This is a genomic window from Herbaspirillum sp. C7C2, from assembly GCF_022627865.1.
In the GTDB taxonomy this organism is placed as follows: domain Bacteria; phylum Pseudomonadota; class Gammaproteobacteria; order Burkholderiales; family Burkholderiaceae_D; genus Herbaspirillum; species Herbaspirillum frisingense.
Genome location: NZ_JABXGI010000001.1, coordinates 209,862 through 234,477, shown reverse-complemented (window position 1 = coordinate 234,477; position 24,616 = coordinate 209,862). Strand labels below are relative to the sequence as shown.

Genomic DNA, 24,616 nt, shown 5'->3' with positions numbered 1-24,616 from the left:
TGTTCATGCAGCCAACACGGTACGCCTAGCCGGTATAATCTCGGCTGCTCAACCAATTGCAAGCGATCCCTCCGCGCGGCGCCTCACAGCCGGTCCAGCGCCACGGCCGCTTCCGCTTTACCCCTCATTCCCATGCTCGCACAACAGAAACAACGCATCTCCGACCTGTTCTCGTCCGCCCTGCAGCCGCTGCTGGCCGACAGCGGCCTGACGCCGACCATCACCCTGGAGCGCCCGCGTGACGCCTCGCACGGCGACATCGCCTGCAACATCGCCATGCAGCTGGCCAAGCCGCTCAAGAAGAACCCGCGTGAGCTGGCGCAAGCCATCGTGGCCGCCGTGATGGCCGACCCGGCCCGCGAAGGCCTGGTGGAATCGGTCGAGATCGCCGGTCCGGGCTTCATCAACCTGCGCGTGGCCGCAGCCGCCAAGCAGGCGGTGGTGAAGGCGATCCACGAACAGGGCGAGGCCTTTGGTCGCGGCACTGCAGGCGCCGACCAGAAGGTGCTGGTCGAGTTTGTCTCCGCCAACCCCACCGGTCCGCTGCACGTGGGCCACGGTCGCCAGGGTGCGCTGGGCGACGCGTTGTCGTCACTGCTGGACGTGCAGGGCTACGATGTCCTGCGCGAGTTCTACTACAACGACGCCGGTGTCCAGATCGCTACGCTGGCAAGCTCGGTGCAGGCGCGTGCCCGCGGCTTCAAGCCGGGCGATGCGCAATGGCCGGAATCGGCCTACAACGGCGACTACATCGCCGACATCGCCCGCGACTTCCTGGACAAGAAGACCGTCGCCGCCAGCGATGGCGAACCCGTCACCGGCAGCGGTGATGTCGAAGACATCGAATCGATCCGTCGCTTCGCCGTCGCCTACCTGCGTCATGAGCAGGACCTGGACCTGCAGGCCTTCGGCGTGAAGTTCGACAATTACTACCTGGAGTCCTCGCTCTATGCCGACGGCAAGGTGGCCGCCGCCGTGGACGCGCTGGTCAAGGCCGGCAAGACCTACGAGCAGGACGGCGCCCTGTGGCTGCGCACCACCGACTATGGCGACGACAAGGATCGCGTCATGAAGAAGACCGACGGCACCTATACCTACTTCGTGCCCGATGTCGCCTATCACATCAACAAGTGGCAACGTGGCTACGGCAAGGTCATCAATATCCAGGGCAGCGATCACCACGGCACCATCGCCCGCGTGCGTGCCGGCCTGCAGGCAGCCGGCGTGGGCATCCCGCAAGGCTATCCCGACTACGTGCTGCACAAGATGGTCACCGTCATGCGCAATGGCGAAGAGGTCAAGATCTCCAAGCGCGCCGGTTCCTACGTCACCCTGCGTGACCTGATCGAATGGTCGGCCGGCGAGGCCGTCGAAGGCGAGGAACGCGACCTCACCCGCGGCCGCGATGCCGTGCGCTTCTTCCTCATCTCGCGCAAGGCCGATACCGAGTTCGTCTTCGACGTCGACCTGGCCCTGGCCCAGTCCGACGAAAACCCGGTCTACTACGTGCAATACGCCCATGCGCGCATCTGCACCGTGCTGGGCAAGTGGGGTGGCAACGAGGATGAGCTCAAGGACGTGACCGACCTGTCGCCGCTGACCGCCCCGCGTGAAGCGACCCTGCTGGCCAAGCTGGCCGAATACCCGGACATGCTGGCGCATGCCCTGCAGGAGCTGGGACCGCACCAGGTTGCCTTCTACCTGCGCGATCTGGCAGGCGAACTGCATAGCTACTACAATGCGGAACGCGTGCTGGTCGACGATGTCCCAACCAGGTCCGCACGCCTGGCGCTGTTGTCCGCCACCCGTCAGGTACTGCGCAACGGCCTGGCCCTGCTGGGCGTATCGGCCCCGGCCAGAATGTAAACAAGCAGCTAAAGAGAAACGTGAAACCGTTGAACGCGAAACATCACAAGCAGGCCGGCGGCACGCTGCTCGGCCTGATCCTGGGTTTGATCGTCGGCCTGGGCATCGCCGTGGGCGTGGCCCTGATGATCACCAAGTCGCCCATTCCTTTCGTCAACAAGGTGGTGCGTCCCGAACGGGCCGATCCGACCCCGGCCCAGGCGGCCGACCCCAACCGTCCGCTCTACGGCAACCGCGACATCGCTCGCGAGGCCGCGCGCGACCAGCAACAGTCGCAGACCCCGGTGCCGCCCAATACCGCCGCTGCCCAGCCGGTGCCGCCTGTGGCGCCGACACCCCAGGCCGCGACTCCGCCGGCCAAGCAGCCTGACACCAGGACGGCGGACGCCAAGCCATCTGCCGCCGCGCCGTCGGCCTCCAAGAACGACAGCAACGACGACAAGTGGACCTACTTCCTGCAGACCGGCGCCTTCCGCGACCAGGCCGATGCCGAGAGCGCTCGCGCCAAGCTGGCCCTGCTCGGTTTCGAAGCCCGCGTCACTGAACGTACCGCCGACAGCGGCGTGCTCTATCGCGTGCGCATCGGTCCCTTCGACCATGCCGAAGCGATGAACCGCACGCGCAGCAAGCTGTCCGATAACGGGGTCGATGCCGCCATCGTGCGCATTCCCAAGTAATCCACAGCACACCCACGGTGCCGGCGGCAAGGGATGACCGGCCGGCACGGGGTACAGACCGGCGCACAGGCCGGTTCCAAACGACTATCCATCAGAGAGGGTAATACCATGCGTTTCCATCAAAAGCTGCTGGCAGCCGTCAGCTTTGGCGTACTGGCCTTCGCCGTCAGCGTCGGCGCCTCGGCCTCGCCTGCCAATCCGCAAGTGGGCAGCGACTACCGCGTGCTGGAACAGGCCCAGCCGACTGACTCCGGCAACAAGGTCGAAGTCACCGAATTCTTCTGGTTTGACTGCCCGCACTGCGCCGCATGGGACCCCTCGCTGACCGCCTGGGTCAAGAAGCAAGGCGACAAGATCAACTTCAAGAAGGTGCCGGTGGCCTTCCGCGATACCTTCGTGCCGCAGCAGAAGCTGTACTACACGCTGGAAGCCATGGGCAAGGCGGATGAGCTGACCCCCAAGATCTTCCACGCCATCCACGTCGAGAACCAGCGCATCAACACCGACAAGACCATCCTGGCCTACATCGAGAAGATCGGTCTGGACAAGCAGAAATTCCTCGACCTGTACAACTCCTTCGGCGTGCAGACCAAGGCCCGCCGTGCCGCCCAGTTGCAGGAAGCCTACAAGGTCGACGGCGTGCCCATGATCGCCATCGACGGCCGTTATGTGACCTCGCCGGCCGTGGTCGGTGTGGCCCTGGCCAACCAGCCCGAGTCGATGCAGCAGGCCGCTGCCCTGCAGGTGATGGATCACCTGGTAGCCAAGGTCGCTGCCGAGAAGGCCGCCGGCGGCGCTGCAGCCAAAAAGAAGTAAGCTTCACCTGTCCTGCACGGTCCGCGTCCGCAAGGCCGCGGACCGTTGTCATTTGAGCCCGGGCATGTTCGACCGGTCGCAACCCTTCACATACCCTCAGGAGCCGGCATGGCCACCCTTCCCGTCGTCGCAGCCCAGGAACGCGTCTTCCTGACCGGAGCTTCCAGCGGCATCGGCATGGCCCTGGCGCGCGCCTATGCACAGCGTGGCGCGGTCCTGGGGTTGGTGGCACGGCGTGGCGCCGAGCTGGAGGCCTTGCGAGCCAGCCTGCCGCATCCTGAACGGCATCGCGTGTATGCGCTCGATGTCACCGATCACGCCGCCCTGGCCACTGCCGCAGAGTCTTTCATGACCGAGTTCGGTGGCGCCGACGTGGTCATCGCCAACGCCGGCATCTCCCAAGGCACGCTCACCGAATACCAGGAAGACCTGCGCGCCTTCGAGCGCATCCTGGCCGTCAATGTCACCGCCACCTTCGCCACCTTTACGCCCTTCGTGGCGCGCATGAAGGCACAACCCGAGGCACAGCGTCGCCGCTGCCGCCTGGTCGGCATCGGCAGCGTGGCCGGCATCCGTGGCTTGCCCGGTGCCGAGGCCTATAGCGCCTCCAAGGCGGCCGTGATCAGCTACTGCGAATCGCTGCGGGTGGAATTGCGCAGCTCCGGCATCAAGGTCGTGACCATCGCACCCGGCTACATCGACACCCCCATGACCCGCGTGAACACCTATCGCATGCCCTTCCTGATGCCGGTGGAGCGCTTCGCCGAACGCGCCGTACAGAGCATCGCCGAAGGCGTCAGCTACCGCGTCATTCCCTGGCAGATGGGGGTGGTGGCCAAGCTGCTCAGACTGCTGCCGAACTGGCTGTACGATATGGCCTTCGCCCGCGCCCCGCACAAGCCCCGCAATCTCTAGCCACCCGACATCGCGGCGCCCGGCGCCGCCTCTGGAGTTTTTCATGAAGATCATTTTCGCCGGCACGCCGGAATTTGCCGCCGTTGCTCTCGAAGCCCTGTACGCCGCCGGTCACGAGATCACCCTGGTCCTGACCCAGCCTGACCGTCCGGCCGGACGTGGCATGCAGCTGCAGGCCTCGCCGGTCAAGCAATGCGCGTTGAAGCACGGCACGCCTGTGGCGCAGCCGGTCTCGCTGCGCCTGAACGGCAAGTACCCCGAGGTCGCGCAGGAAGCGCATGCGCTGCTGCAATCGACCCCGCATGACGTGATGGTGGTCGCCGCCTATGGCCTGATCCTGCCGCGTAGCGTGCTCGACATCCCGCGTTACGGCTGCATCAACATCCACGGCTCGCTCTTGCCGCGCTGGCGCGGCGCCGCCCCCATCCACCGCGCCATCGAGGCCGGCGACACCGAGACCGGCATCACCATCATGCAGATGGAAGAAGGACTCGATACCGGCCCGATGATGTTGATCGAAAGCCTGCCCATCACTGACGAGGACACCACCGGCAGCCTGCATGACAAGCTCGCCGCGCTGGGCGGCCGGATGATCGTGGAAGCCATGGAAAAGCTGGAGCAGGGCGCATTGCCGGCCACGCCGCAACCGGAAGAGGGCGCCAACTACGCCGCCAAGATCGCCAAGGAAGAGGCCGCGCTGGACTTCAGCCAGAGCGCGCAACAACTGGCGCGCCGCATCCGCGCCTTCAATCCCTTCCCCGGTGCCACCGGCCGCTTCGGCGACACCGTGGTCAAGCTGTGGCAGGCGCGTCCGGTGACCGTGGCGCAGCAGGGTGAACCCGGCCAGGTGTTGTCGGCTGATGCCCAGGGCGGGATCGTGGTGGCCTGCGGCGAAGGCGCACTGCTGCTGACCGAATTGCAGAAGCCCGGCGGCAAGCGCCTGCCGGCGGCGGAATTCCTGAAGGGTTTCCCGCTGGAAGGCGGCCGCTTCGCCTGAGCGGGTGGGCTCAGGCGTATTGCTTGAGCACGTGCGGCAGATGCCGCCAGAACAGCTCCGCACCCAGGTGGACGCGGGCCTGCCAGTCATCGGCGGCATCGTCGTCGGCGCCGTCGGTGACGAACTTGAAGGCCCGCCAGGGCAGCCCGAAATGGTGGCAGACACGGGCGATGGCAAACAACTCCATGTCCACCAGATCCACCCCCTGCGCCACCAGCCAGTCGTCGGCTGCGGTGACGAAGCTGTCGCCGGTGCCGCACAGCACGCCGTGATGGCCGGATTCCAGGCGCGGCGGTTGCTGCTCCTGGTTCATCAGCGGCGTCACGCCACGTGGCGCCAGCGGCATGGCCGCCATGTCGCGCTGGATCACCGCCGCCACTTCCAGCAGGCCATCATGGTGCGGATCGATCTTGCCCGCGGTACCGAAGTTGATCACCAGGCGCGGCTGCCGCTCCAGGATGGCCCGCGTGGCATGCAGCGCGGCATTGACCTTGCCGACGCCGCAATAGAGCACATCTACGCCATCGGGCGCGTCAGTGGCCTGGAGTTCGCTTTCCAGGGCGGTCAGGATGAGGATCGGGCGAGGCGCTGTCATCTTTGTCAACAGTTAATGGATTGCAAGCAAATCCAGCCGCAAAGGCCGGCTGGCTCGGGGTGGTAGGGCGCTTTCGCGTATAATCTGGCTCTCATTTTTGCCTGTAAAACCGGTCGGTCCAGACCGGTTTTTTTGTCCCGCCAAAGCGTGGACAGTCCCGCAGACAGGCCCGCATTGTTGCCGCAACCAGAGAAAAACGCCAGATGAAGCCGAACGAACTGTGCCAGACCGAATTGCTGCTGCGCGACCTGATGTCGCAGCGCATCCTCATCCTCGATGGTGCCATGGGCACCATGATCCAGCGCTACAAGCTGACCGAAGAGGATTATCGTGGCCAGCGTTTTGCCGACTTCAGCGTTCCCGGCAAGGAGATGTTCGTCAAGGGCAACAACGAGTTGCTCTCGCTGACCCAGCCGCACATCATCCAGGAAATCCACGAGCAATACCTGGCCGCCGGTGCCGATCTGATCGAGACCAATACCTTCGGCGCCACCAGCGTGGCCCAGGACGATTACCACATGGCGCATCTGGTCTACGAGATGAACCTGGAATCGGCCCGCCTGGCCCGCGCCGCCTGCGACAAGTATTCGACCCCGGACAAGCCGCGCTTCGTGGCCGGCGCCCTTGGCCCTACGCCCAAGACTGCATCGATTTCTCCTGACGTCAACGATCCGGCAGCGCGTAACGTAACTTTCGATCAACTGGTGACCGCGTACCTGGAACAGACGCGCGCGCTGGTCGAAGGTGGCGCCGACGTGCTGCTGGTCGAGACCATCTTCGATACCCTGAACTGCAAGGCTGCGCTGTTCGCCATCGATACCTTCTTCGAGGAAAGCGGCAAGCGCCTGCCCATCATGATCTCCGGCACCGTCACCGACGCCTCTGGCCGCATCCTGTCGGGCCAGACCGTGACCGCCTTCTGGAACTCCATCCGTCATGCACGCCCGCTGACGGTGGGCCTGAACTGCGCGCTGGGTGCAGCCCTGATGCGCCCCTATGCCGAAGAACTGTCGCGCATCGCCGATACCTACGTCTGCATCTACCCCAACGCCGGCCTGCCCAATCCGATGAGCGACACCGGCTTCGACGAAACCCCCGACGTCACCTCGGCCCTGCTCAAGGAATTCGCCGAGAGCGGCTTCGTCAACGTCGCCGGCGGCTGCTGCGGCACCACGCCGCCGCACATCAAGGCCATCGCCGAGACGGTGGCCACCATCGCTCCGCGCAAGGTCCCGGAAGCCACTCATGAGATGCGCCTGTCGGGCCTGGAGCCCTTCACCATCAATGATGAATCCCTGTACGTCAACGTCGGCGAGCGCACCAACGTCACCGGTTCCAAGGCCTTCGCCCGCCTGATCCTCAACGAGCAGTACGACGAAGCCCTGGCCGTGGCCCGCCAGCAGGTCGAGAACGGCGCGCAGATCATCGACATCAACATGGACGAGGCGATGCTGGATTCGGTCGCAGCCATGACGCGCTTCCTGAACCTGATCGCTTCTGAACCGGACATCGCCCGCGTGCCCATCATGATCGACTCCTCCAAGTGGGAAGTCATCGAAGCCGGTCTCAAGTGCGTGCAGGGCAAGTCCATCGTCAACTCCATCTCGATGAAGGAAGGCGAAGAGAAATTCCTGCGCGAAGCCAAGCTGTGCCGTCGCTACGGCGCCGCCGTGATCGTCATGGCCTTCGACGAAGTGGGCCAGGCCGATACCTTCGCGCGCAAGATCGAAATCTGCGAGCGCGCCTATCGCCTGCTGGTGGACAAGCTGGACTTCCCGCCCGAGGACATCATCTTCGACCCCAACATCTTCGCGGTGGCAACGGGTATCGAGGAACACAACAACTACGCGGTCGACTTCATCGAAGCCACCCGCTGGATCCACGAGAACCTGCCCTACGCCAAGATCAGCGGCGGTGTCTCCAACGTGTCCTTCAGCTTCCGCGGCAACGACCCGGCGCGCGAGGCCATCCATACGGTCTTCCTGTACCACGCCATCAAGGCCGGCATGACCATGGGCATCGTCAATGCCGGCATGATCGGCGTCTATGACGACCTGCCGGCCGAACTGCGCGAGCGCGTGGAAGACGTGGTGCTGAACCGCCGTGACGACGCCACCGAGCGCATGATCGAATATGCCGCCACCCTCAAGGCCGGCGACAAGAAGGAAGAAGCCACCCTGGAATGGCGCAGTGAACCGGTCGCCAAGCGCCTCTCGCATGCGCTGGTGCACGGCATCACGCAATGGATCGTGGAAGACACCGAAGAGGTGCGCCAGCAGATCGCCGCCGATGGCGGCCGTCCCATCCATGTCATCGAAGGCCCGCTGATGGACGGCATGAACGTGGTCGGCGACCTGTTCGGCCAGGGCAAGATGTTCCTGCCGCAGGTGGTCAAGTCGGCCCGCGTGATGAAGCAGGCCGTGGCGCACCTGATCCCCTTCATCGAGGAAGAAAAGCGCCAGCTCGAAATCACCACCGGCGAGGTCGCCAAGCCCAAGGGCAAGATCGTGATCGCCACCGTCAAGGGCGACGTCCACGACATCGGCAAGAACATCGTCACCGTGGTCCTCCAGTGCAACAACTTCGAGGTGGTCAACATGGGCGTGATGGTGCCCTGCGCCGAGATCCTGGCCAAGGCCAAGGAAGAGAAGGCCGACATCATCGGCCTGTCGGGCCTGATCACCCCCTCGCTGGAAGAGATGGCCTACGTGGCCAAGGAAATGCAGCGCGACCCGTATTTCGCCGGCATCAAGATGCCGCTCATGATCGGCGGCGCCACCACTTCGCGCGCACACACGGCGGTCAAGATCGCGCCCAACTACGAAGGCCCGGTGGTCTATGTGCCGGACGCCTCGCGTGCCGTGTCGGTGGCGCAATCGCTGCTGGCCGACGAGCAGAAGACCCAGTACGTCAGCGAACTCAATGCCGACTACGAACGCATCCGCGAGCAGCACGCCAGTAAGAAGGCCGCGCCCATGCTGTCGCTGGCAGCCGCCCGCGCCAACAAGACCCGGCTCGACTTCGCCCCGGTCAAGCCCAAGTTCATCGGCCGTCGCCTGTTCAAGAATGTCGACCTGGGCCTGCTGGCCAACTATATCGACTGGGGCCCGTTCTTCCAGACCTGGGACCTGGCCGGACCTTATCCCGCCATCCTGACCGATGAGGTCGTCGGGGAAGCCGCTACCAAGGTCTTCGAAGAAGCCCAGGCCATGCTCAAGAAGATCATCGATGGCCGCTGGCTCACCGCCAATGGTGTCATCTCGCTGCTGCCCGCCAATAGCGTCAATGGCGACGACATCGAGATCTACACCGACGACAGCCGCAGCCAGGTCGCCTTCACCTACTACGGCCTGCGCCAGCAGACCGAGAAGCCGGTGGTCGATGGCGTGGCGCGTCCCAACCAGTGCCTGTCGGACTTCATCGCGCCCAAGGATTCGGGCGTGCAGGACTACATCGGCATGTTCGCCGTCACCGCCGGCCTGGGCATCGAGAAGTACGAGAAGCGCTTCGAGGATGCGCATGACGATTACTCCTCCATCATGCTCAAGGCCCTGGCCGACCGCCTGGCCGAAGCCTTCGCCGAATACCTGCACGAGCGCGTGCGCAAGGACTTGTGGGGCTATGCCGCGGACGAGCAGTTGAGCAGCACCGACCTGATCAAGGAAAAATACCTCGGCATCCGCCCCGCGCCCGGCTATCCGGCCTGCCCGGAGCACACCGTCAAGGCTGACGCTTTCCGCACCATGCAGTGCGCCGAGATCGGCATGCAGTTGACCGAGTCCTATGCCATGTTCCCTGGCGCGTCGGTGTCGGGCTTCTACTTTGCCCATCCGCAGTCGAAGTACTTCGTGGTCGGCAAGATCGGCGCCGACCAGGTCGAGGACATGGCCCGCCGTCGCCAGGTGTCCAGGGACGAGCTGGAACGCTGGCTCGCGCCCAACCTGTAAGTCCTCCCATGCCCGGCCTGCGCGCCGGGCAGTTTTTCCTGTGGCTTGTAATCGGCAGCCGTCCTGCTATCATCCACGCCCGCCGTCCCGTAGCCCTTGCTTTAGCCATGATCGATTCCGCTGACCACGTCACCCATGCACTGCCCGTGACCGTGGCCACGCGCCTGCACTTCTCGGACGGCAAGTCGCGCGCCATCTTCACCGTGGACCTGGTCCAGGACCTCCTGGGGGACTGGGTACTCACACAGGCCTGGGACGGTGCCGAGGGCCGCAGTGCGGTGCGTCGCGTGGTGGTCGAGGGCCATGAGCAGGGCCTGCAGATGCTGCAGAAGATCGCCCGCCACAAGGAGCGCCTGGGCTTTCGCCAGGTGCACTTGTATCACGTTGGCTGATCACGTTGGCTGAACACGTCGGCTGAACACGTGGATTGATCCCCCCACATCGCCGGCGCCAAGTACTCACCAGCAAGCCGGCGCGACCCATGTTAGGCTAGTCGGCCCGCACCAGTCGGGTGCAATTCTTGCGCGGCAGATAAAAACCAGAAACGCCGCAGCGATATCAATAATTAGTCCGGAGACCGACCGTGCCACCCTCATTGCCCCCAGAGCCTGCTGCCGTTGACCGTCATCAGGTCGATTCCTCCTATGCCGTGCTGCGCCTGTGCATCACCATGGTCTTGATGGTCGTCGGGGCCAGCGGCATGTACGTGATGGCGGTGGTGCTGCCGGCGGTGCAGGCGCATTTCCAGGTGGATCGTGGCCTGGCGTCCATGCCCTACACGCTGACCATGCTTGGCGTGGGCGTGGGTGGCCTGCTGATGGGCCGCATGGCCGACCGCTCCGGCATCATGCGCCCCCTGCTGCTGGGCGGCGTCTGCCTGGGCGGAGGATTCATCGCTGCAGCGCTGGCGCCCAATATCTGGTTCTTCATGGCGGCGCACTGTGTGCTGATCGGCCTGCTGGGGACGGCCTGTACCTTTTCCCCGCTGGTGGCCGACACCTCGCTGTGGTTCCGCAAGCGACGAGGCATCGCCGTGGCGGTATGCGCCAGCGGCAACTACCTGGGTGGCGCGATCTGGCCACCCATCGTCCAGCATTTCGTCGACAGTGTCGGCTGGCAGCAGACCTATATCGGCCTGGGCATCACCTGTACGCTGATCATGTGCTCATTGGCCCTGCTGATGCGCGCCCGTCCTCCGGTGCAGGAAAGTGGCACGACCGGCGCCCGCATCGGCGGCGGACCGCGTCCCTTCGGCCTCTCGCCCGGTGCGGCGCAGTTGCTGCTATGCGTGGCCGGTGTGGCCTGTTGCGTGGCCATGGCCATGCCCCAGGTACACATCGTGGCCTACTGCGGCGATCTCGGTTACGGTCCGGCGCGGGGTGCCCAGATGCTGTCACTGATGCTGGCCTGCGGCGTGGTCAGCCGCCTGGTCTCGGGAGCCATCTGCGACCGCATCGGCGGCCTGCGCACGCTGTTGCTGGGTTCCATGCTGCAGGGCCTGTCGCTGCTGCTGTTCATCCCCTTCGACAGCCTGGCTTCGCTGTACATCATCTCGGCACTGTTCGGCCTGTTCCAGGGCGGCATCGTGCCGTCCTACGCCATCATCGTGCGCGAATACTTCCCGGCCGCCGAAGCCGGCCAGCGGGTGGGGGCGGTCATCATGGCGACCATGTTCGGCATGGCCCTGGGCGGTTGGATGTCGGGCAAGATCTTCGACCTGACCGGCTCCTATCACGCCGCCTTCGCCAACGGCATCGCCTGGAACCTGCTCAACCTCGGGATCGCGGTCCTGCTGCTGACCCGTGTGCGCGGCATGCGCTTGCGGGCGGCCTGATCAGGCCAGCAGCGGGCGAACATCGGGCGCACAGCACGGTCGTAGTTGGCAGCGTAGCGGCTTTCAGCTACGCTGCCGGGTCAACCGATCAATGCATTTCCGAGCGCCCATTCCGCCATGTTCATCCTCTTCCTCAAGGCCGTGGTCCTGATCCCGATCACGCTGCTGCCCATCCTCAATCCGCTGGGCATCGCACCGGTGTTCGCCAACCTGCTGGGCAACGTCAGCCGCAGCACCGAGAAGCGTATTGCGCGTCAGGTGGCCATCAATTGCTGGTTCATGCTGGTGGCGGCGATCTTCATCGGTTCACACGTGCTGACCTTCTTCGGTATCTCGCTGCCCATCGTACGCGTGGGTGGTGGCCTGCTGGTAGCGGTATCGGGCTGGAAGCTGCTCAACGACAACAGCCAGGACAGTTCCATCCCCACCCAGGTCGCCAAGACCTATGACGAAGACCTGCCCGACGAAGAGATCAAGGCGCGCAGCTTCTATCCCATGAGCTTTCCCCTCACCGTGGGACCGGGCACGATTGCCGCCTCCATCACGCTGGGTGCCAATACGCCCACGCGCCTGCTGGACTGGGTGATTTCGGTGGGCAGCGCCGCGCTGGGTGCCGCGCTCACCGCGCTGGTGATCTTCCTCTGCTACAACTACGCCCACAAGCTGGTCAACCTGATGGGGCGCCTGGGCACCATGGTGGTGCTGCGCCTGTCGGCCTTCATCCTGTTGTGCATCGGTATCCAGATCTTCTGGTCGGGATTGTCGGCCTTGCTGGCTGAGGCGGGGATCAGCGGGGTCGCGCCGTAAGGCAAGGGATAAGGGATAGGCGGCTACTTCAGCCAGCCCAGTTCATCCAGCGCGTCCTGCACCAGCTCCAGGCGGAGCACGGGGTTGTCCAGCGCCAGCAGGCTCTGCTTGAGTTCGACTGTGAGGGGCATCATCTCGGCCCAGCGGTTGGCGACCCAGCCGCAATCGTCCAGCCGGTAAGGCGCCGCGATCGGCACCTCGCTCTCCGGCAGGCCCTGGCGCAATACCGACTGCAGCAGGTTGTCCAGCGCCTGCGCGGTGTTGCCCAGTTCCTCGGGAATCGTCACGGCGCGATCGGCCTCCATCATTTCCACCTGGGCCGTCCACAGGCCATGCTTCTGCTGTTCGGCCTGCAGGATGCGGAAGCGCTCGTCACCCAGGCAGGCCACCCGCATCAGCCCGGGGGATGGCGTACTCCACTCCTTGATGCGGGCCATCGTGCCTACGCCGACGAAACGCTCGCTCTGTCCCGGACGACGGACCTCGGAGCCTGCCGTCAGGGCCACCACGCCGAAGCCACTGCCTTCGGCGATGCACTTGCCGATCATGTCCAGATAGCGCACCTCGAAGATCTGCAGTGGCAGCCGCCCTTCGGGAAAGAGCGTGCTGGCCAGCGGAAACAGCGGGATGGTTCGGGCCGAGATCGGCGGGCGCGGGGTGGCGGGGGCAGCGGGCATCATCACTCCTGATGGCGATCAGTCATGAGCGCAGAGCATACCTGTTCTCGGCCACGCATTCATAGCGTTGCACGATGTAGCCGTTGTCATCCACGCTCTCCAGATAGACATCGAACTGCCACAGCCGGGCCATGTGTCGCAGCACCTCATTGGTGCTGTCGCCCAGCGAGCGGCCGTCACTGCGGAAGTGGCGCAGCGTCAGGCTGCGGTTGCCGCGCGTGTTGACCGACCAGACCTGGATGTTGGGCTCGCGATGGTTGATGTCATACTGCCGCGAGAGGGCCTGGCGCACATACTGGAAGCCCCGCTCGTTGTGGATGGCCGAGACCTCGATCTCGCTGCGCGCTTCATCGTCCAGCACGGCGAACATGCGCATGTCGCGCATGAGCTTGGGCGAAAGATACTGGGCGATGAAGCTCTCGTCCTTGTAGTTGCGCATCACGTATTGCAGGGTATCGAGCCAGTTGCTGCCGGCGATCTCGGGGAACCATTCGCGGTCTTCATCGCTGGGCTGTTGGCAGATGCGGCGGATGTCGCTCATCATCGAGAAGCCCAGGGCGTAGGGGTTGATGCCGTTGTAATAGGGCTTGGTGATGGGCGGCTGGAACACCACATTGCTGTGCGAATGCAGGAATTCCATCATGAAGCCATCGGTCAGGCGACCCTGGTCGTAGAGCGTATTCAACAGCGTGTAATGCCAGAAGGTGGCCCAGCCCTCGTTCATGACCTGGGTCTGGCGCTGCGGATAGAAATACTGGCCGACCTTGCGCACGATGCGGATCACTTCACGTTCCCAAGGCTCCAGCAAGGGCGCGTTCTTCTCGGCGAAGTAGAGCAGGTTTTCCTGCGGCTCGGAGGGGAAGCGGCCTTCGACAGCAGCGGCGGCCGTTTCCTTCTTCGCCGGCAGGGTGCGCCAGAGTTCGTTGACCTGCGACTGCATGTAGGCTTCGCGCTCGCGCTGACGCGCCTTTTCCTGCGCCAGCGACAGCCGTTGCGGGCGCTTGTAGCGATCCACGCCGTAATTCATCAGCGCATGGCAGGAGTCCAGCAGCTCCTCGACCCGCTCGAAGCCATGACGCTCTTCGCACTCGGCAATGTAATTGCGTGCATACACCAGGTAATCGATGATGGCACTGGCATCGGTCCACAACTGGAACAGGTAGTTACCCTTGAAGAAGGAGTTGTGTCCGTAGGCCGCGTGAGCGATGACCAGGGCCTGCATGGTCATCGTGTTCTCTTCCATCAGGTAGGCGATGCAAGGGTCGGAGTTGATCACGATCTCATAGGCCAGGCCCATCTGGCCCCGCTTGTAGTCGCGTTCGGTCAGCATGAAGTGCTTGCCGTAGGACCAGTGTCGATAGTTGACCGGCATGCCGTGCGAGGCATAGGCATCCATCATCTGTTCGGCCGAGATGATTTCCAGCTGGATGGGATAGATGTCCAGCTCGTAACCCTTGGCCACCCGGGCGATTTCATCGTTGTAGCGTTCGATCAGATCGAAGCTCCAGTCCGAGGGGCAGGGCAGGGGGTCATGCTTGAAGCGGCTGTTCATGCGTGCACCTGCTTTTCAAAGAGTTCGCGGAAGACCGGGTAGATCTCGGCGGCCGACTGCACCTTCTTCATGGCGAAGTGCGGGTGCGACTCGATCAGTTGCATGTACTCGGTCCACAGGTTCTGTTCCGGATCGGCCACCTGGATGTAGGCGAAGTAGCGCGTCAGCGGCAGGATGGCCGACTCCAGCAGCTCGCGGCATTTCGGGGAATCGTCGTTCCAGTTGTCGCCGTCGGAGGCCTGCGCACCGTAGATGTTCCATTCGCTGGGAGAGTAGCGCTTGGTGATGATGTCGTGCATCAGTTCCAGGGCGCTGGAGACGACGGTGCCCCCACTTTCCTGCGAGTGGAAGAAGGTGTTTTCATCGACCTCGTCAGCCCGCGTGTGATGGCGGATGAAGACCACTTCGATGTGCTCGTAATTGCGCGTGAGGAAGAGATACAGCAGGATGAAGAAGCGCTTCGACAGATCCTTGCGCTGCTCATCCATCGAGCCCGACACGTCCATCACGCAGAACATCACCGCACGACTGGAGGGTTGCGGTTGACGCACCCGGTTCACATAGCGCAGGTCGAAGGGGTCGATGAAGGGGATGCGCAGGATGCGGGCGCGCAAATGCTTCACTTCCTCTTCCAGCAACTGGATGTCGGCGCTGTGCTCCTCGGGTTTGCGCTTCATCTCGGCCAGCGTTTCCTCGGCCACGTCGAGCTGGCGCTGCAAGGGACCACCCAGGGCGATGCGGCGGCCCAGCGAGGAGCGCAGCGAGCGCACCACGTCGATGTTGTTGGGCGAGCCATCCACCGAATAGCCGGCGCGCTGGTTCTTCCAGCTTGGTACCTGCAGCAGGTTGGTTTCCACCAGGCGCGGCAGTTCGAGGTCCTCGAAGAAGTAATGCATGAATTCTTCGCGGGTCAGTTCGAAGGTGAAATCGTCCTGTCCTTCGCCGTCGTTGCTGGCACTGCTGCCGCCTCCGCCGCCGCTGCCACCGTTCTGGCGCGGGATGCGGTCACCCTGCAGGTAATCCTGGTTGCCCGGATGCACGGCTTCGCGCTTGCCGCCCTTGCCGTGATGGAAGAAGGGCTCCGAGACATCCTTGCGGGGGATGCTGATGCTCTTGGATTTTTCGAGATCGGTGATGCTGCGGTCGCGCACTGCGTCCGCCACCGAACGTTGGATATGCCCCTTGAAGCGCCGCAGGAAGCGCTCCCGGTTGGCGATGCTCTTGTTCTTGCCAGCCAGCCTGCGGTCGATGATCTGATGCAGCACTCGGTTCTCCTGCTAGTGGTCGGCGGTGCGCCAGGCGCACGGCGCCGAAGGGTCGCCACGCGCATCGCCACGCATGCCGCGGACGATGCGCAACAGCGGCGCTTACGAGGACTTGCGCACGCGCAGGTACCATTCGCACAGCAGGCGCACCTGCTTGGGCGTGTATCCCTTGCTGACCATGCGATTGACGAAGTCTTCGTGTTTCTGCATTTCCTCGGTGGAACCCTTGGCATTGAAGGAGATCACCGGCAGCAGGTCCTCGGTGTTGGAGAACATCTTCTTCTCGATCACCACACGCAGTTTTTCGTAGCTGGTCCACAGCGGGTTCTTGCCACCGTTGTTGACCCGGGCGCGCAGTACGAAGTTGACGATCTCGTTGCGGAAGTCCTTGGGATTGCTGATGCCGGCCGGCTTCTCGATCTTTTCCAGTTCCGCATTCAGGGCGGCGCGGTCGAAGCTCTCGCCGGTGTCGTGATCGCGATATTCCTGGTCCTGGATCCAGAAGTCGGCATAGGTCACGTAACGATCGAAGACGTTCTGACCATATTCCGAGTACGACTCCAGGTAGGCGGTCTGGATTTCCTTGCCGATGAATTCGGCATAGCGCGAGGCCAGCGTGTCCTTCACGAAGGAGAGGTATTTCTGCTCGGCTTCCTGCGGGAACTGTTCACGCTCGATCTGCTGTTCCAGCACATACATCAGATGCACCGGATTGGCCGCGACCTCGGTGGTATCGAAGTTGAATACCCGCGACAGAATCTTGAAGGCGAAGCGGGTGGAGATACCGTTCATGCCCTCATCGACGCCGGCATAGTCGCGGTACTCCTGATAGGACTTGGCCTTGGGATCGGTGTCCTTCAGGTTCTCGCCGTCGTAGACCTGCATCTTGGAGAAGAGGCTGGAGTTTTCCGGCTCCTTCAGGCGGGTGAGCACCGAGAACTGCGCCATCATCTTCAGCGTGCCCGGCGCGCAAGTCGCCTTGGCCAGCGAAGAGCTGCGGATCAGTTTTTCATAGATCTTGATTTCTTCGGACACGCGCAGGCAATACGGCACCTTGACGATGAAGATACGGTCCAGCAGCGCTTCGTTGTTCTTGTTGTTGCGGAAGGCCTTCCACTCCGATTCGTTGGAGTGGGCCAGGATGACGCCATCGAATGGAATCGCGCCAAAGCCTTCGGTGCCCTTGAAGTTGCCTTCCTGGGTTGCCGTCAGCAGCGGGTGCAGCACCTTGATGGGCGCCTTGAACATTTCCACGAATTCCAGCAGGCCCTGGTTGGACAGGCACAGCCCACCCGAATAGCTGTAGGCGTCGGCATCGTCCTGTGAATACTGTTCCAGCTTGCGGATATCGACCTTGCCCACCAGGGTCGAGATGTCCTGGTTGTTCTCGTCGCCCGGTTCGGTCTTGGAAATACCGATCTGGCGCAGGATCGACGGGTAGCGCTTGACCACGCGGAACTGGCGGATGTCGCCGTTGTACTCGTGCAGGCGCTTGACGGCCCAGGGGCTCAGGATGGGCTTGAGGTAGCGGCGCGGGATGCCGTACTGTTCCTCCAGGATGGCGCCATCCTCGTCATAGTCGAACAAGCCCAGCGGCGATTCATTGACTGGCGAACCCTTGATGGAATAGAAGGGCACCTGCTCCATGAGCTGCTTCAGGCGCTCGGCGATGGAGGACTTGCCGCCGCCCACCGGACCCAGCAGGTAGAGAATCTGCTTCTTCTCTTCCAGGCCCTGGGCGGCATGGCGGAAATAGGAAACCACTTGCTCGATCACTTCTTCCGCGCCGTAGAACTCCTTGAAGGCGGGATAGACCTTGATGACCTTGTTGGCGAAGATGCGCGAGAGGCGCGGATCTTCCCGGGTGTCGACCTTCTCCGGCTCGCCGATGGCCATCAGCATCCGTTCGGCAGCCGATGCATAGACTGCCGGGTCGTTCTTGCAAAGATTCAGATACTCTTCAAGCGATAATTCTTCTTCTCTGGTCTTGTCGAACCGGCTTGCAAAGCTGCTGTAGATATCCATACCACCTCCGTCGCTCTCAAAAAAGTACGAAACAGATTCATATGTCTGGACTTGCCATCTGCGGTTATCGAAGAACGCGTCGGTGACTCGGAAAAGCGTCATTGCCGGTGTGTTCTTTGAAAGCCGTAGCGTCTACAGCGTGATGCGAAGAACTTTTCAGTTCTGTTTTTTATTCTAGTCCTTTTTTACTTCGTCTTTTGCTTCCAGGTAGTGATCCATTGTGACCGGCATGGTTCATCTGATGCGAAGATTTTCTGAACTGCCGGAAGTCATGGTGAAAACGATCCATCTGATGAGAACGATCCCTTCGCGCCATTCTTATGCGCTATTTGCGAAGCAAGCTTCTGTCCATGCTCTTTCAATGTGCGGATTGCTGCAGCGGTTGACCTCACGGTGCGCTATTTTCGCGCAGCGTGCCATCGTAAAAACCCTGATGGCCGTCGGGAGAAAACCGGCAGACAATATCCGCCTGGTCAGATTGGCAGGCGTTCCCGCCTGTGTTTGTCGTCTCCTGGTTGCGGTGCGATTTGCACACTGATGACTACCCCTAGTTCCTTATAGCTGGAATCGTGCCAGCCCGGTATGACTTATTTCTACCGGCGGGGTGGAGCCACCATCTTTTTTGTAACGAGGCCGGTCGCAAGCCTGGGGTGTTGCTGTTCTGCCTCATCCCTTGAGCCAGTACGGCGCTGTGAAATGCTTTAGATGATTTTCGCAGTTGAACATGAGGCGCACGCATGGGCTCCATGCGTTGGCAGAATTGCAGTGGCGGGAGGGGATGGGAATCATGTCGTCATGGCAATTTCTTTCCTGTCCCTGTCGTCGGCGAGGCTAATCTGCCACGTTCCTGTCGCGAACTCGGCCGTTGGCTGCCATCAGCGGCCTCAAAAGCGCATAAGTCATTGACAGCTAAGTAGAAAATGCAGTCTAATTCAGGGTTCACCATCTGAAGAATTGCGCGCGGTGCCGTCGCAGTGCTGTTTCAGTTGCAGGTCGCCCGATTACCCCGGTAAGCCAGGCCGCCAGCGACAGAGGCCAACAAATGGTGTCAGCGATGCAGGGGCTGCCGGCTTATATGGCGGCAGGGCATCGGTGATGCGGAACAGGCACACCGAAAGCGGTTCCAGAATTCCGATTTATTTTTGCTGTTTGCTCCAAGGCAGCCCAACTTAGCGAGTCCAACATGAAACGTACTTACCAACCTTCCGTCGTGCGTCGCAAGCGTACCCATGGTTTCCGTGCCCGTATGGCAACCCGTGGCGGCCGTGCCGTGATCAACGCCCGTCGCGCCAAGGGCCGCAAGCGTCTGGCTGCTGTTTAAGCCAGGGCATTGCGCTGCCGTTTCGTGTGACGGACGTCCGCTCACCGCTTCCAGCACGTCAAGCAGGCGACTTCCCACGCGATCGGCGAATCGTTAAAACGGATGAGTTTTCATCCGTTTTTCGTTTGCGCCCCGTGTATCGTACCGAGCACTTCGTGTTGTATGCGCGCCGTAACAGCCTGCCGCAGGCCCGCCTTGGCGTGGTTGCGGCCAAGCGGCTCGCGCCGCGTGCCGTGACCCGCAATACGATCAAGCGTGCCACGCGCGAGCTGTTCCGCCAGGCCGAATTGCCCGCCGTGGATTGCATCGTGCGCCTGTCGCGCCCGGTCAATACACGCAAGGATCCGGCACGCAGCGCCAGCGTCAAGGCCATTCTGCGGGCCGAGTTGCTGCAGTTGTTCGCCTTCTTGCCGAACGCGCCGGCATTTGCCAGGAAATAGGAAGTGATGAAAACGCCTTTGCTCCTGCTGTTACGTGCCTACAAGCTGGGAGTAAGCCCGTTCCTGGGGCAGAATTGCCGTTTCTATCCCAGCTGTTCCGACTACGCCGCCGAGGCGGTGCGCGTACATGGCGCGCTCAAGGGTAGCTTCCTGGCCGGCAAGCGCCTGTGCAAATGCCATCCCTGGCATGCCGGCGGACTGGATTTCGTGCCGGGTTCGGCCGAGGCGCGGGCGCATGCGATGAGCCAGTCTTCCGCGTCTTCTCCCGATTTTCCGAATACTTCGTCGCAGCCCCCGGCTGCGCGGGTTTCTCCCCCTGTGGCCGCTGACGGTTGCAGCCACTCCTGAACTCATCAATACGCATATGGATATCAAACGTACCGTCCTGTGGGTTGTATTCTCCTTCTCCCTGCTGCTGCTCTGGGATAGCTGGATGCGCCATAACGGACATCAGTCGATGTTCTTCCCGTCGGCCACCCCGACTCAGGAGCAAGCCGCCGCCAATCCGGCCGCACCCACCGCCAGCCCGACCGGTTCGCCTGTCCCGCAGGCAGGTACGCCGGCTCCGGCCGCTGCCGGTACCCCTGGCGCAGTGCCGGGCGCGGACGGCAATGCCGTGGCGACCAAGGGCGAAACCATCACCATCACGACCGATCTGGTGAAGGCCAGCATCGACACCGTCGGTGGCGAACTGAAGCGCCTGGAACTGCTCAAGCAGCCGGACGTGGTCGATCCGACCAAGAACGTGGTGCTCTTCGATTCCGAACCCGGGCATATGTATCTGGCCGAGTCGGGCCTGATCGGCGGTCCCTTCCCCAACCACAAGACCATCTTCACCGCCCAGCCGGGTCCGCGTTCGCTGGACAACGGCAATGAAGTGCAGCTGGTGCTGGTGGCCGACCAGGGTGGCGTGAAGCTGACCAAGACCTACACCTTCAAGCGCGACAGCTATCTGATCGACGTCAAGCACACGGTGACCAACGCCACCGGCGCGGCCATCAATCCCTCGCTGTACCTGCAGCTGGTGCGCGACGGCAACAAGCCTGGTGGCGAGTCGCACTTCTACAGCACCTTCACCGGCCCGGCCGTCTACAGCGACAGCGAACACTTCGAAAAGCTGGACTTCGAGAAGATCGCCAACGGCAAGCAGCAGCACGTGAACAAGGCCGACAACGGCTGGATCGCGATGGTGCAGCACTACTTCGTCTCGGCCTTCATCCCGCCGGAGAAGGCCCAGCGCGACGTCTTCAGCAAAAAGGTCGGCGACAACCTGTATGCGGTCGGTTCCATCCTGCCGCTGGGTACCGTGGCGCCCAACGCCAGCGTGACCATGGACAGCCAGCTGTACTCCGGCCCCACCGTCTCCAAGACCCTGCAGGCCATCGCCCCGGGCCTGGACCTGGTGCGTGACTACGGTCACCTGACCGTGATCGCCGAGCCCATCTTCTGGCTGATGACCCACATCCACAACCTGGTGGGTAACTGGGGCTGGACCATCATCCTGCTGACGGTGCTGATCAAGCTGGTGTTCTTCCCGCTGTCGGCTGCCAGCTATCGCAGCATGGCCAAGATGAAGGCGGTCTCGCCCAAGATGCAATCCATCCGCGAACGCCACAAGGGTGATCCGCAGGCCATGAACCGCGAGATGATGGCGCTCTACAAGACCGAGAAGATCAACCCGCTGGGCGGCTGCCTGCCCATCGTGATTCAGATCCCGGTGTTCATCGCGCTGTACTCGGTGCTGCTGGCATCGGTGGAAATGCGCGGTGCGCCGTGGCTGGGCTGGGTGCATGACCTGACCGCACCGGACCGCCTGTTCGGCACCATCCCCTACTTCAACATGCCCATCGGCCTGCTGCCCATCATCATGGCTGCCTCGATGTTCCTGCAGACCAAGCTGAACCCGACCCCGCCGGATCCGGTGCAGGCCAAGGTGATGATGTTCATGCCGCTGGTGTTCTCGTTCATGTTCTTCTTCTTCCCGTCCGGCCTGGTGCTGTACTGGGTGACCAACAACATCCTGTCGATCGCGCAGCAATGGGTGATCACCCGCAATATCGAGAGCGGCAAGACCAAGTAAGCCGATCCCTGTCGTCATCGAAGAAAAAACCCGTGGAATCCACGGGTTTTTTTTCGGTCTTACGCGCCCGTCAGGTTTAACATTGTCTTTACCGCTGGCCCGAAGGGGGGATCCGGCGTGTTTTGATCACACAACAACAAGTAGACGCAGATGACTTTCGATTCTTCTCCCATTGCCGCCATCGCCACCGCACCCGGACGCGGCGGCATCGGCGTGGTCCGCATTTCCGGCAAGAACCTGGCACCGGTGATCCGCGCGGTATGCGGGCGCGACAGCCTGGCGCCGCGCCACGCCACCTACCTGCCTTTCCTCAACGAGGACGGCAGCGCCATCGATCAGGGTCTGGCGATCCATTTCCCGGGCCCGCATTCCTACACCGGCGAAGACGTGCTCGAACTGCAGGGCCATGGCGGCCCGGTGGTGATGCAGATGTTGCTGGCACGCTGCGTCCATGCTGGCGCCGAGATCGGCCTGCGCCTGGCCGAGCCGGGTGAATTCACCCAGCGCGCCTTCCTCAACGACAAGATCGACCTGGCCCAGGCCGAGGCCGTGGCCGACCTGATCGAAGCCACCACCGAGGCGGCCGCCAAGTCGGCCTCGGAGTCGCTCTCCGGCGCATTTTCCAAGGTGATCCATGAGCTGGTCGATCAGGTCACCCGACTGCGCATGCTGGTGGAGGCCACGCTGGACTTCCCCGAGGAAGAGATCGACTTCCTCAAGCAGAGTGATGCGCGTGGTCAACTGGCCACCATCCGCAGCACGCTGGAAGATGTCTTCCGCCATGCCGCCCAGGGCGCCCTGCTGCGGGACGGTCTCAATGCCGTGCTGGCGGGCAAGCCCAATGTCGGCAAATCCTCGCTACTCAATGTCCTGGCCGGTTCGGACGTGGCCATCGTCACCCCCATCGCCGGTACCACCCGCGACAAGGTCACCCAGACCATCCAGATCGAAGGCATGCCGCTGAACATCATCGACACCGCCGGCATCCGCGAGGCTGGCGCCGATGGCAGCGGCCCCGACGAGGTCGAGCGCATCGGCATCGAACGCACCTGGGCCGAGGTGGCCAAGGCCGATGTCATCCTGCACATGCTGGATGCCGACCGTGGACCGACCCTGGAAGACGAAAATATCACCGCCCGTTTCCCCGAGGGCGTGCCGATCATCCGCATCTGGAACAAGATCGACCGTTCCGGCCACAAGCCCGCAGTGGACCAGATGCCCGACGCCACCCATGTCTACCTGTCGGCGGCCGAAGGGCAGGGCGTGGAGCTGCTGCGTGGAGAACTGCTGCGCATCGCCGGCTGGCAGCAGACGGTGGAATCGCGCTACCTGGCACGTGAGCGTCACCTGCTGGCCTTGAAGGCGGCCGATGAGCACCTGGCCCAGGCAGCGGCCCATGCGGCGCTGGACAACGAGGCCGGTGAACACGCGCTGGACCTGTTCGCCGAAGAGTTGCGGCTGGCGCAGGAGCGCCTGTCCAGCATCACCGGCAAGTTCACGCCGGATGACCTGCTGGGCGTGATCTTCTCGCGCTTCTGTATCGGCAAGTAAGTGTGGCACCGATGGGGACAGGGATGGCGCGGATGCCATTCCTGACAGATTCCCCACAGTCCACTGCAGAATTGCAACGAATGTTACAGCGTGTAAAAAGCTTGGAGGCGGGAAGAGAGCATCGTTATTCTGAAGTTCCTCCCCCTCCAATTCATCACCCCTGAGAATTGGATTTAACCCGCCGCCGCAAGGTGCGCGGGTTTTTTTATGGCTGGCGCGGCCGTGCAGCCGCCGCCCCCTTTGCTGCCCTGCACGAAAAAGGCGGCGCTGCTAATATGCCTGCTGCCTGAATTCATCCCTCAAAAACAACTTCACAGGAAAAGAGCATGTCCGCCAATCCGCGCAACGCCGACTACCCCATCGATCCGCAATTCCTGAACCGCTGGTCCCCCCGCGCCTACAACGGCGCCGAGATTGCCGAAGAAACCGTACTGACCTTCCTGGAAGCCGCCCGCTGGGCGCCCTCCGCCTACAATGCCCAGCCCTGGCGCTTCGTCTACGCCCGTCGCGGCACCCCTGCATGGGACAGCCTGCTGGGCCTGCTCAATGAATTCAACCGATCCTGGTGCGCCAACGCGTCGGTCCTGATCGTTGTGCTGTCGCGTACCGTCATGCTGCCCCCTGGCGCGACCGAAGTCGTCCCGGCCCCGACCCACTCCTTCGACACCGGCTCGGCCTGGGGCTACCTGGCCCTGCAAGCCTCGCTGTCCGGCTGGCATGCCCACGGCATGGCCGGTTTCGACAAGGACAAGGCCCGTACCGAACTGAACGTACCGGCCGAATTCTCGGTGGAAGCCATGGTCGTCATCGGCAAGCTGGGCGACAAGTCCGTCCTGCCGGAAGGCCTGCAAGCCCGCGAAGTCCCCAGCCCGCGTGAACCGCTGTCGAAGCTGGCATTCGAAGGCAAATTCAAGGCGTGAGCCTGACCGTAAAATATTTCGCAATTTTATGAAGAGGGGCTAGCTTTTTGAAAAAAGCTCTCCTATAATAGCGTTCTTTCAGCAAGCAAAGACAGCTGAAACGGTTTTAGGAGTGGTAGTTCAGTTGGTTAGAATACCGGCCTGTCACGCCGGGGGTCGCGGGTTCGAGCCCCGTCCGCTCCGCCAAATAAAACGCCTCGTTCGCAAGAACGGGGCGTTTTTGTTTTTGCGCAGCAAAAACCACCTGCGGAGTGGAGGGAGCCGCCTGCGCGGCTCCCGGCGGGGCGAGAAGGGAATCGCTTGCAAGCGATTCCGCGGCCTGCGCGTGTGT

21 protein-coding genes and 1 tRNA gene are annotated in these 24,616 nt (G+C 62.8%); 17 read left to right on the top strand and 5 right to left on the bottom strand.

Annotated elements, in window-relative coordinates:
- The first annotated feature begins 132 nt into the window (after positions 1 to 132).
- From argS to fmt, 5 genes are all read left to right on the top strand, one after another.
- On the top strand, positions 133 to 1,866 hold the full coding sequence (argS, locus tag HWE04_RS01110) for an arginine--tRNA ligase (RefSeq protein WP_241811251.1): 1,734 nt from the start codon (positions 133 to 135) through the stop codon (positions 1,864 to 1,866).
- Positions 1,867 to 1,886: 20 nt separating this feature from the next.
- Positions 1,887 to 2,543, top strand: coding sequence for an SPOR domain-containing protein (locus HWE04_RS01105; RefSeq protein ID WP_077236239.1), 657 nt, complete (start codon positions 1,887 to 1,889; stop codon positions 2,541 to 2,543).
- Positions 2,544 to 2,651: 108 nt separating this feature from the next.
- Entirely contained in the window at positions 2,652 to 3,359 is a 708-nt protein-coding gene (locus tag HWE04_RS01100) for a thiol:disulfide interchange protein DsbA/DsbL (protein ID WP_241811250.1), read from the top strand.
- A gap of 108 nt (positions 3,360 to 3,467) precedes the next feature.
- A complete protein-coding gene (locus HWE04_RS01095; protein WP_241811249.1) occupies positions 3,468 to 4,274 on the top strand; it encodes an SDR family oxidoreductase in 807 nt (268 codons plus the stop codon).
- Positions 4,275 to 4,317: 43 nt separating this feature from the next.
- Positions 4,318 to 5,271 (top strand): methionyl-tRNA formyltransferase, encoded by a 954-nt coding sequence (gene fmt, locus HWE04_RS01090; protein ID WP_241811248.1) that lies wholly within the window; start codon positions 4,318 to 4,320, stop codon positions 5,269 to 5,271.
- A gap of 10 nt (positions 5,272 to 5,281) precedes the next feature.
- Here the strand turns inward: fmt and HWE04_RS01085 are convergent, their stop codons facing one another.
- Positions 5,282 to 5,866 carry a phosphorylase family protein gene (locus tag HWE04_RS01085; RefSeq protein ID WP_241811247.1) on the bottom strand — a complete coding sequence of 195 codons (585 nt, stop codon included), beginning with the start codon at positions 5,864 to 5,866 and terminating at the stop codon, positions 5,282 to 5,284.
- Between the two features lie 203 nt (positions 5,867 to 6,069).
- Here HWE04_RS01085 and metH point away from each other — a divergent pair, with 203 nt between their 5' ends.
- The 4 genes from metH (at position 6,070) to HWE04_RS01065 (ending at position 12,454) form a co-directional block, all read left to right on the top strand.
- On the top strand, positions 6,070 to 9,813 hold the full coding sequence (gene metH / locus HWE04_RS01080; protein WP_241811246.1) for a methionine synthase: 3,744 nt from the start codon (positions 6,070 to 6,072) through the stop codon (positions 9,811 to 9,813).
- Positions 9,814 to 9,920: 107 nt separating this feature from the next.
- The gene (locus HWE04_RS01075; RefSeq protein WP_077236299.1) at positions 9,921 to 10,205 is read left to right on the top strand and encodes a WGR domain-containing protein; all 285 of its coding nucleotides are present in this window, start codon (positions 9,921 to 9,923) and stop codon (positions 10,203 to 10,205) included.
- Between the two features lie 278 nt (positions 10,206 to 10,483).
- Positions 10,484 to 11,647 (top strand): MFS transporter, encoded by a 1,164-nt coding sequence (locus HWE04_RS01070; RefSeq protein ID WP_274620020.1) that lies wholly within the window; start codon positions 10,484 to 10,486, stop codon positions 11,645 to 11,647.
- A 117-nt stretch (positions 11,648 to 11,764) separates the two neighbouring features.
- On the top strand, positions 11,765 to 12,454 hold the full coding sequence (locus tag HWE04_RS01065) for a MarC family protein (RefSeq protein ID WP_006461355.1): 690 nt from the start codon (positions 11,765 to 11,767) through the stop codon (positions 12,452 to 12,454).
- A gap of 23 nt (positions 12,455 to 12,477) precedes the next feature.
- On the opposite strand, the gene HWE04_RS01060 is transcribed toward HWE04_RS01065, so the two are convergent.
- The 4 genes from HWE04_RS01060 to HWE04_RS01045 form a co-directional block, all read right to left on the bottom strand.
- Positions 12,478 to 13,131, bottom strand: coding sequence for an LON peptidase substrate-binding domain-containing protein (locus HWE04_RS01060; protein WP_241811245.1), 654 nt, complete (start codon positions 13,129 to 13,131; stop codon positions 12,478 to 12,480).
- Positions 13,132 to 13,153: 22 nt separating this feature from the next.
- Complete coding sequence (locus tag HWE04_RS01055) at positions 13,154 to 14,683, bottom strand: SpoVR family protein (RefSeq protein WP_241811244.1); 1,530 nt, start codon at positions 14,681 to 14,683, stop codon at positions 13,154 to 13,156.
- Complete coding sequence (locus HWE04_RS01050; protein WP_006461358.1) at positions 14,680 to 15,948, bottom strand: YeaH/YhbH family protein; 1,269 nt, start codon at positions 15,946 to 15,948, stop codon at positions 14,680 to 14,682. The genes HWE04_RS01055 and HWE04_RS01050 overlap by 4 nt, the downstream gene beginning before the upstream one ends.
- Positions 15,949 to 16,050: 102 nt before the next feature.
- Positions 16,051 to 17,973, bottom strand: a complete 1,923-nt coding sequence (locus HWE04_RS01045) for a PrkA family serine protein kinase (RefSeq protein WP_006461359.1) — start codon at positions 17,971 to 17,973, stop codon at positions 16,051 to 16,053.
- A 229-nt stretch (positions 17,974 to 18,202) separates the two neighbouring features.
- Here HWE04_RS01045 and HWE04_RS01040 point away from each other — a divergent pair, with 229 nt between their 5' ends.
- The 8 genes from HWE04_RS01040 to HWE04_RS01005 all read left to right on the top strand — a co-directional run bounded on the left by HWE04_RS01040 (position 18,203) and on the right by HWE04_RS01005 (position 24,471).
- Positions 18,203 to 18,511 (top strand): hypothetical protein, encoded by a 309-nt coding sequence (locus HWE04_RS01040; protein WP_241811243.1) that lies wholly within the window; start codon positions 18,203 to 18,205, stop codon positions 18,509 to 18,511.
- A 645-nt stretch (positions 18,512 to 19,156) separates the two neighbouring features.
- Positions 19,157 to 19,294, top strand: coding sequence for a 50S ribosomal protein L34 (gene rpmH / locus HWE04_RS01035; RefSeq protein ID WP_006461360.1), 138 nt, complete (start codon positions 19,157 to 19,159; stop codon positions 19,292 to 19,294).
- Positions 19,295 to 19,320: 26 nt separating this feature from the next.
- A complete protein-coding gene (gene rnpA, locus HWE04_RS01030; protein WP_081626806.1) occupies positions 19,321 to 19,734 on the top strand; it encodes a ribonuclease P protein component in 414 nt (137 codons plus the stop codon).
- A gap of 6 nt (positions 19,735 to 19,740) precedes the next feature.
- Positions 19,741 to 20,082 carry a membrane protein insertion efficiency factor YidD gene (yidD, locus tag HWE04_RS01025; RefSeq protein ID WP_241811242.1) on the top strand — a complete coding sequence of 114 codons (342 nt, stop codon included), beginning with the start codon at positions 19,741 to 19,743 and terminating at the stop codon, positions 20,080 to 20,082.
- Positions 20,083 to 20,098: 16 nt separating this feature from the next.
- Entirely contained in the window at positions 20,099 to 21,814 is a 1,716-nt protein-coding gene (gene yidC, locus HWE04_RS01020) for a membrane protein insertase YidC (RefSeq protein ID WP_006461363.1), read from the top strand.
- A 150-nt stretch (positions 21,815 to 21,964) separates the two neighbouring features.
- Positions 21,965 to 23,365: a tRNA uridine-5-carboxymethylaminomethyl(34) synthesis GTPase MnmE gene (gene mnmE, locus HWE04_RS01015; protein WP_241811241.1), complete on the top strand. Its 1,401-nt coding sequence runs from the start codon at positions 21,965 to 21,967 to the stop codon at positions 23,363 to 23,365.
- A gap of 326 nt (positions 23,366 to 23,691) precedes the next feature.
- On the top strand, positions 23,692 to 24,285 hold the full coding sequence (locus tag HWE04_RS01010) for a nitroreductase family protein (protein ID WP_077236226.1): 594 nt from the start codon (positions 23,692 to 23,694) through the stop codon (positions 24,283 to 24,285).
- A gap of 109 nt (positions 24,286 to 24,394) precedes the next feature.
- A tRNA-Asp gene (locus HWE04_RS01005) sits at positions 24,395 to 24,471 on the top strand.
- Positions 24,472 to 24,616 lie beyond the last annotated feature (145 nt).

Bases quoted from the DNA above. Each gene is read 5' to 3' on its own strand.
- argS (WP_241811251.1), top strand. From the start codon at position 133: ATGCTCGCACAACAGAAACAACGCATCTCCGACCTGTTCTCGTCCGCC.
- HWE04_RS01100 (WP_241811250.1), top strand. From the start codon at position 2,652: ATGCGTTTCCATCAAAAGCTGCTGGCAGCCGTCAGCTTTGGCGTACTG.
- HWE04_RS01095 (WP_241811249.1), top strand. From the start codon at position 3,468: ATGGCCACCCTTCCCGTCGTCGCAGCCCAGGAACGCGTCTTCCTGACC.
- fmt (WP_241811248.1), top strand. From the start codon at position 4,318: ATGAAGATCATTTTCGCCGGCACGCCGGAATTTGCCGCCGTTGCTCTC.
- HWE04_RS01085 (WP_241811247.1), bottom strand. From the start codon at position 5,866: ATGACAGCGCCTCGCCCGATCCTCATCCTGACCGCCCTGGAAAGCGAA.
- metH (WP_241811246.1), top strand. From the start codon at position 6,070: ATGAAGCCGAACGAACTGTGCCAGACCGAATTGCTGCTGCGCGACCTG.
- HWE04_RS01075 (WP_077236299.1), top strand. From the start codon at position 9,921: ATGATCGATTCCGCTGACCACGTCACCCATGCACTGCCCGTGACCGTG.
- HWE04_RS01070 (WP_274620020.1), top strand. From the start codon at position 10,484: ATGGTCTTGATGGTCGTCGGGGCCAGCGGCATGTACGTGATGGCGGTG.
- HWE04_RS01065 (WP_006461355.1), top strand. From the start codon at position 11,765: ATGTTCATCCTCTTCCTCAAGGCCGTGGTCCTGATCCCGATCACGCTG.
- HWE04_RS01060 (WP_241811245.1), bottom strand. From the start codon at position 13,131: ATGCCCGCTGCCCCCGCCACCCCGCGCCCGCCGATCTCGGCCCGAACC.
- HWE04_RS01055 (WP_241811244.1), bottom strand. From the start codon at position 14,683: ATGAACAGCCGCTTCAAGCATGACCCCCTGCCCTGCCCCTCGGACTGG.
- HWE04_RS01045 (WP_006461359.1), bottom strand. From the start codon at position 17,973: ATGGATATCTACAGCAGCTTTGCAAGCCGGTTCGACAAGACCAGAGAA.
- HWE04_RS01040 (WP_241811243.1), top strand. From the start codon at position 18,203: ATGGTTCATCTGATGCGAAGATTTTCTGAACTGCCGGAAGTCATGGTG.
- rpmH (WP_006461360.1), top strand. From the start codon at position 19,157: ATGAAACGTACTTACCAACCTTCCGTCGTGCGTCGCAAGCGTACCCAT.
- yidD (WP_241811242.1), top strand. From the start codon at position 19,741: ATGAAAACGCCTTTGCTCCTGCTGTTACGTGCCTACAAGCTGGGAGTA.
- yidC (WP_006461363.1), top strand. From the start codon at position 20,099: ATGGATATCAAACGTACCGTCCTGTGGGTTGTATTCTCCTTCTCCCTG.
- mnmE (WP_241811241.1), top strand. From the start codon at position 21,965: ATGACTTTCGATTCTTCTCCCATTGCCGCCATCGCCACCGCACCCGGA.
- HWE04_RS01010 (WP_077236226.1), top strand. From the start codon at position 23,692: ATGTCCGCCAATCCGCGCAACGCCGACTACCCCATCGATCCGCAATTC.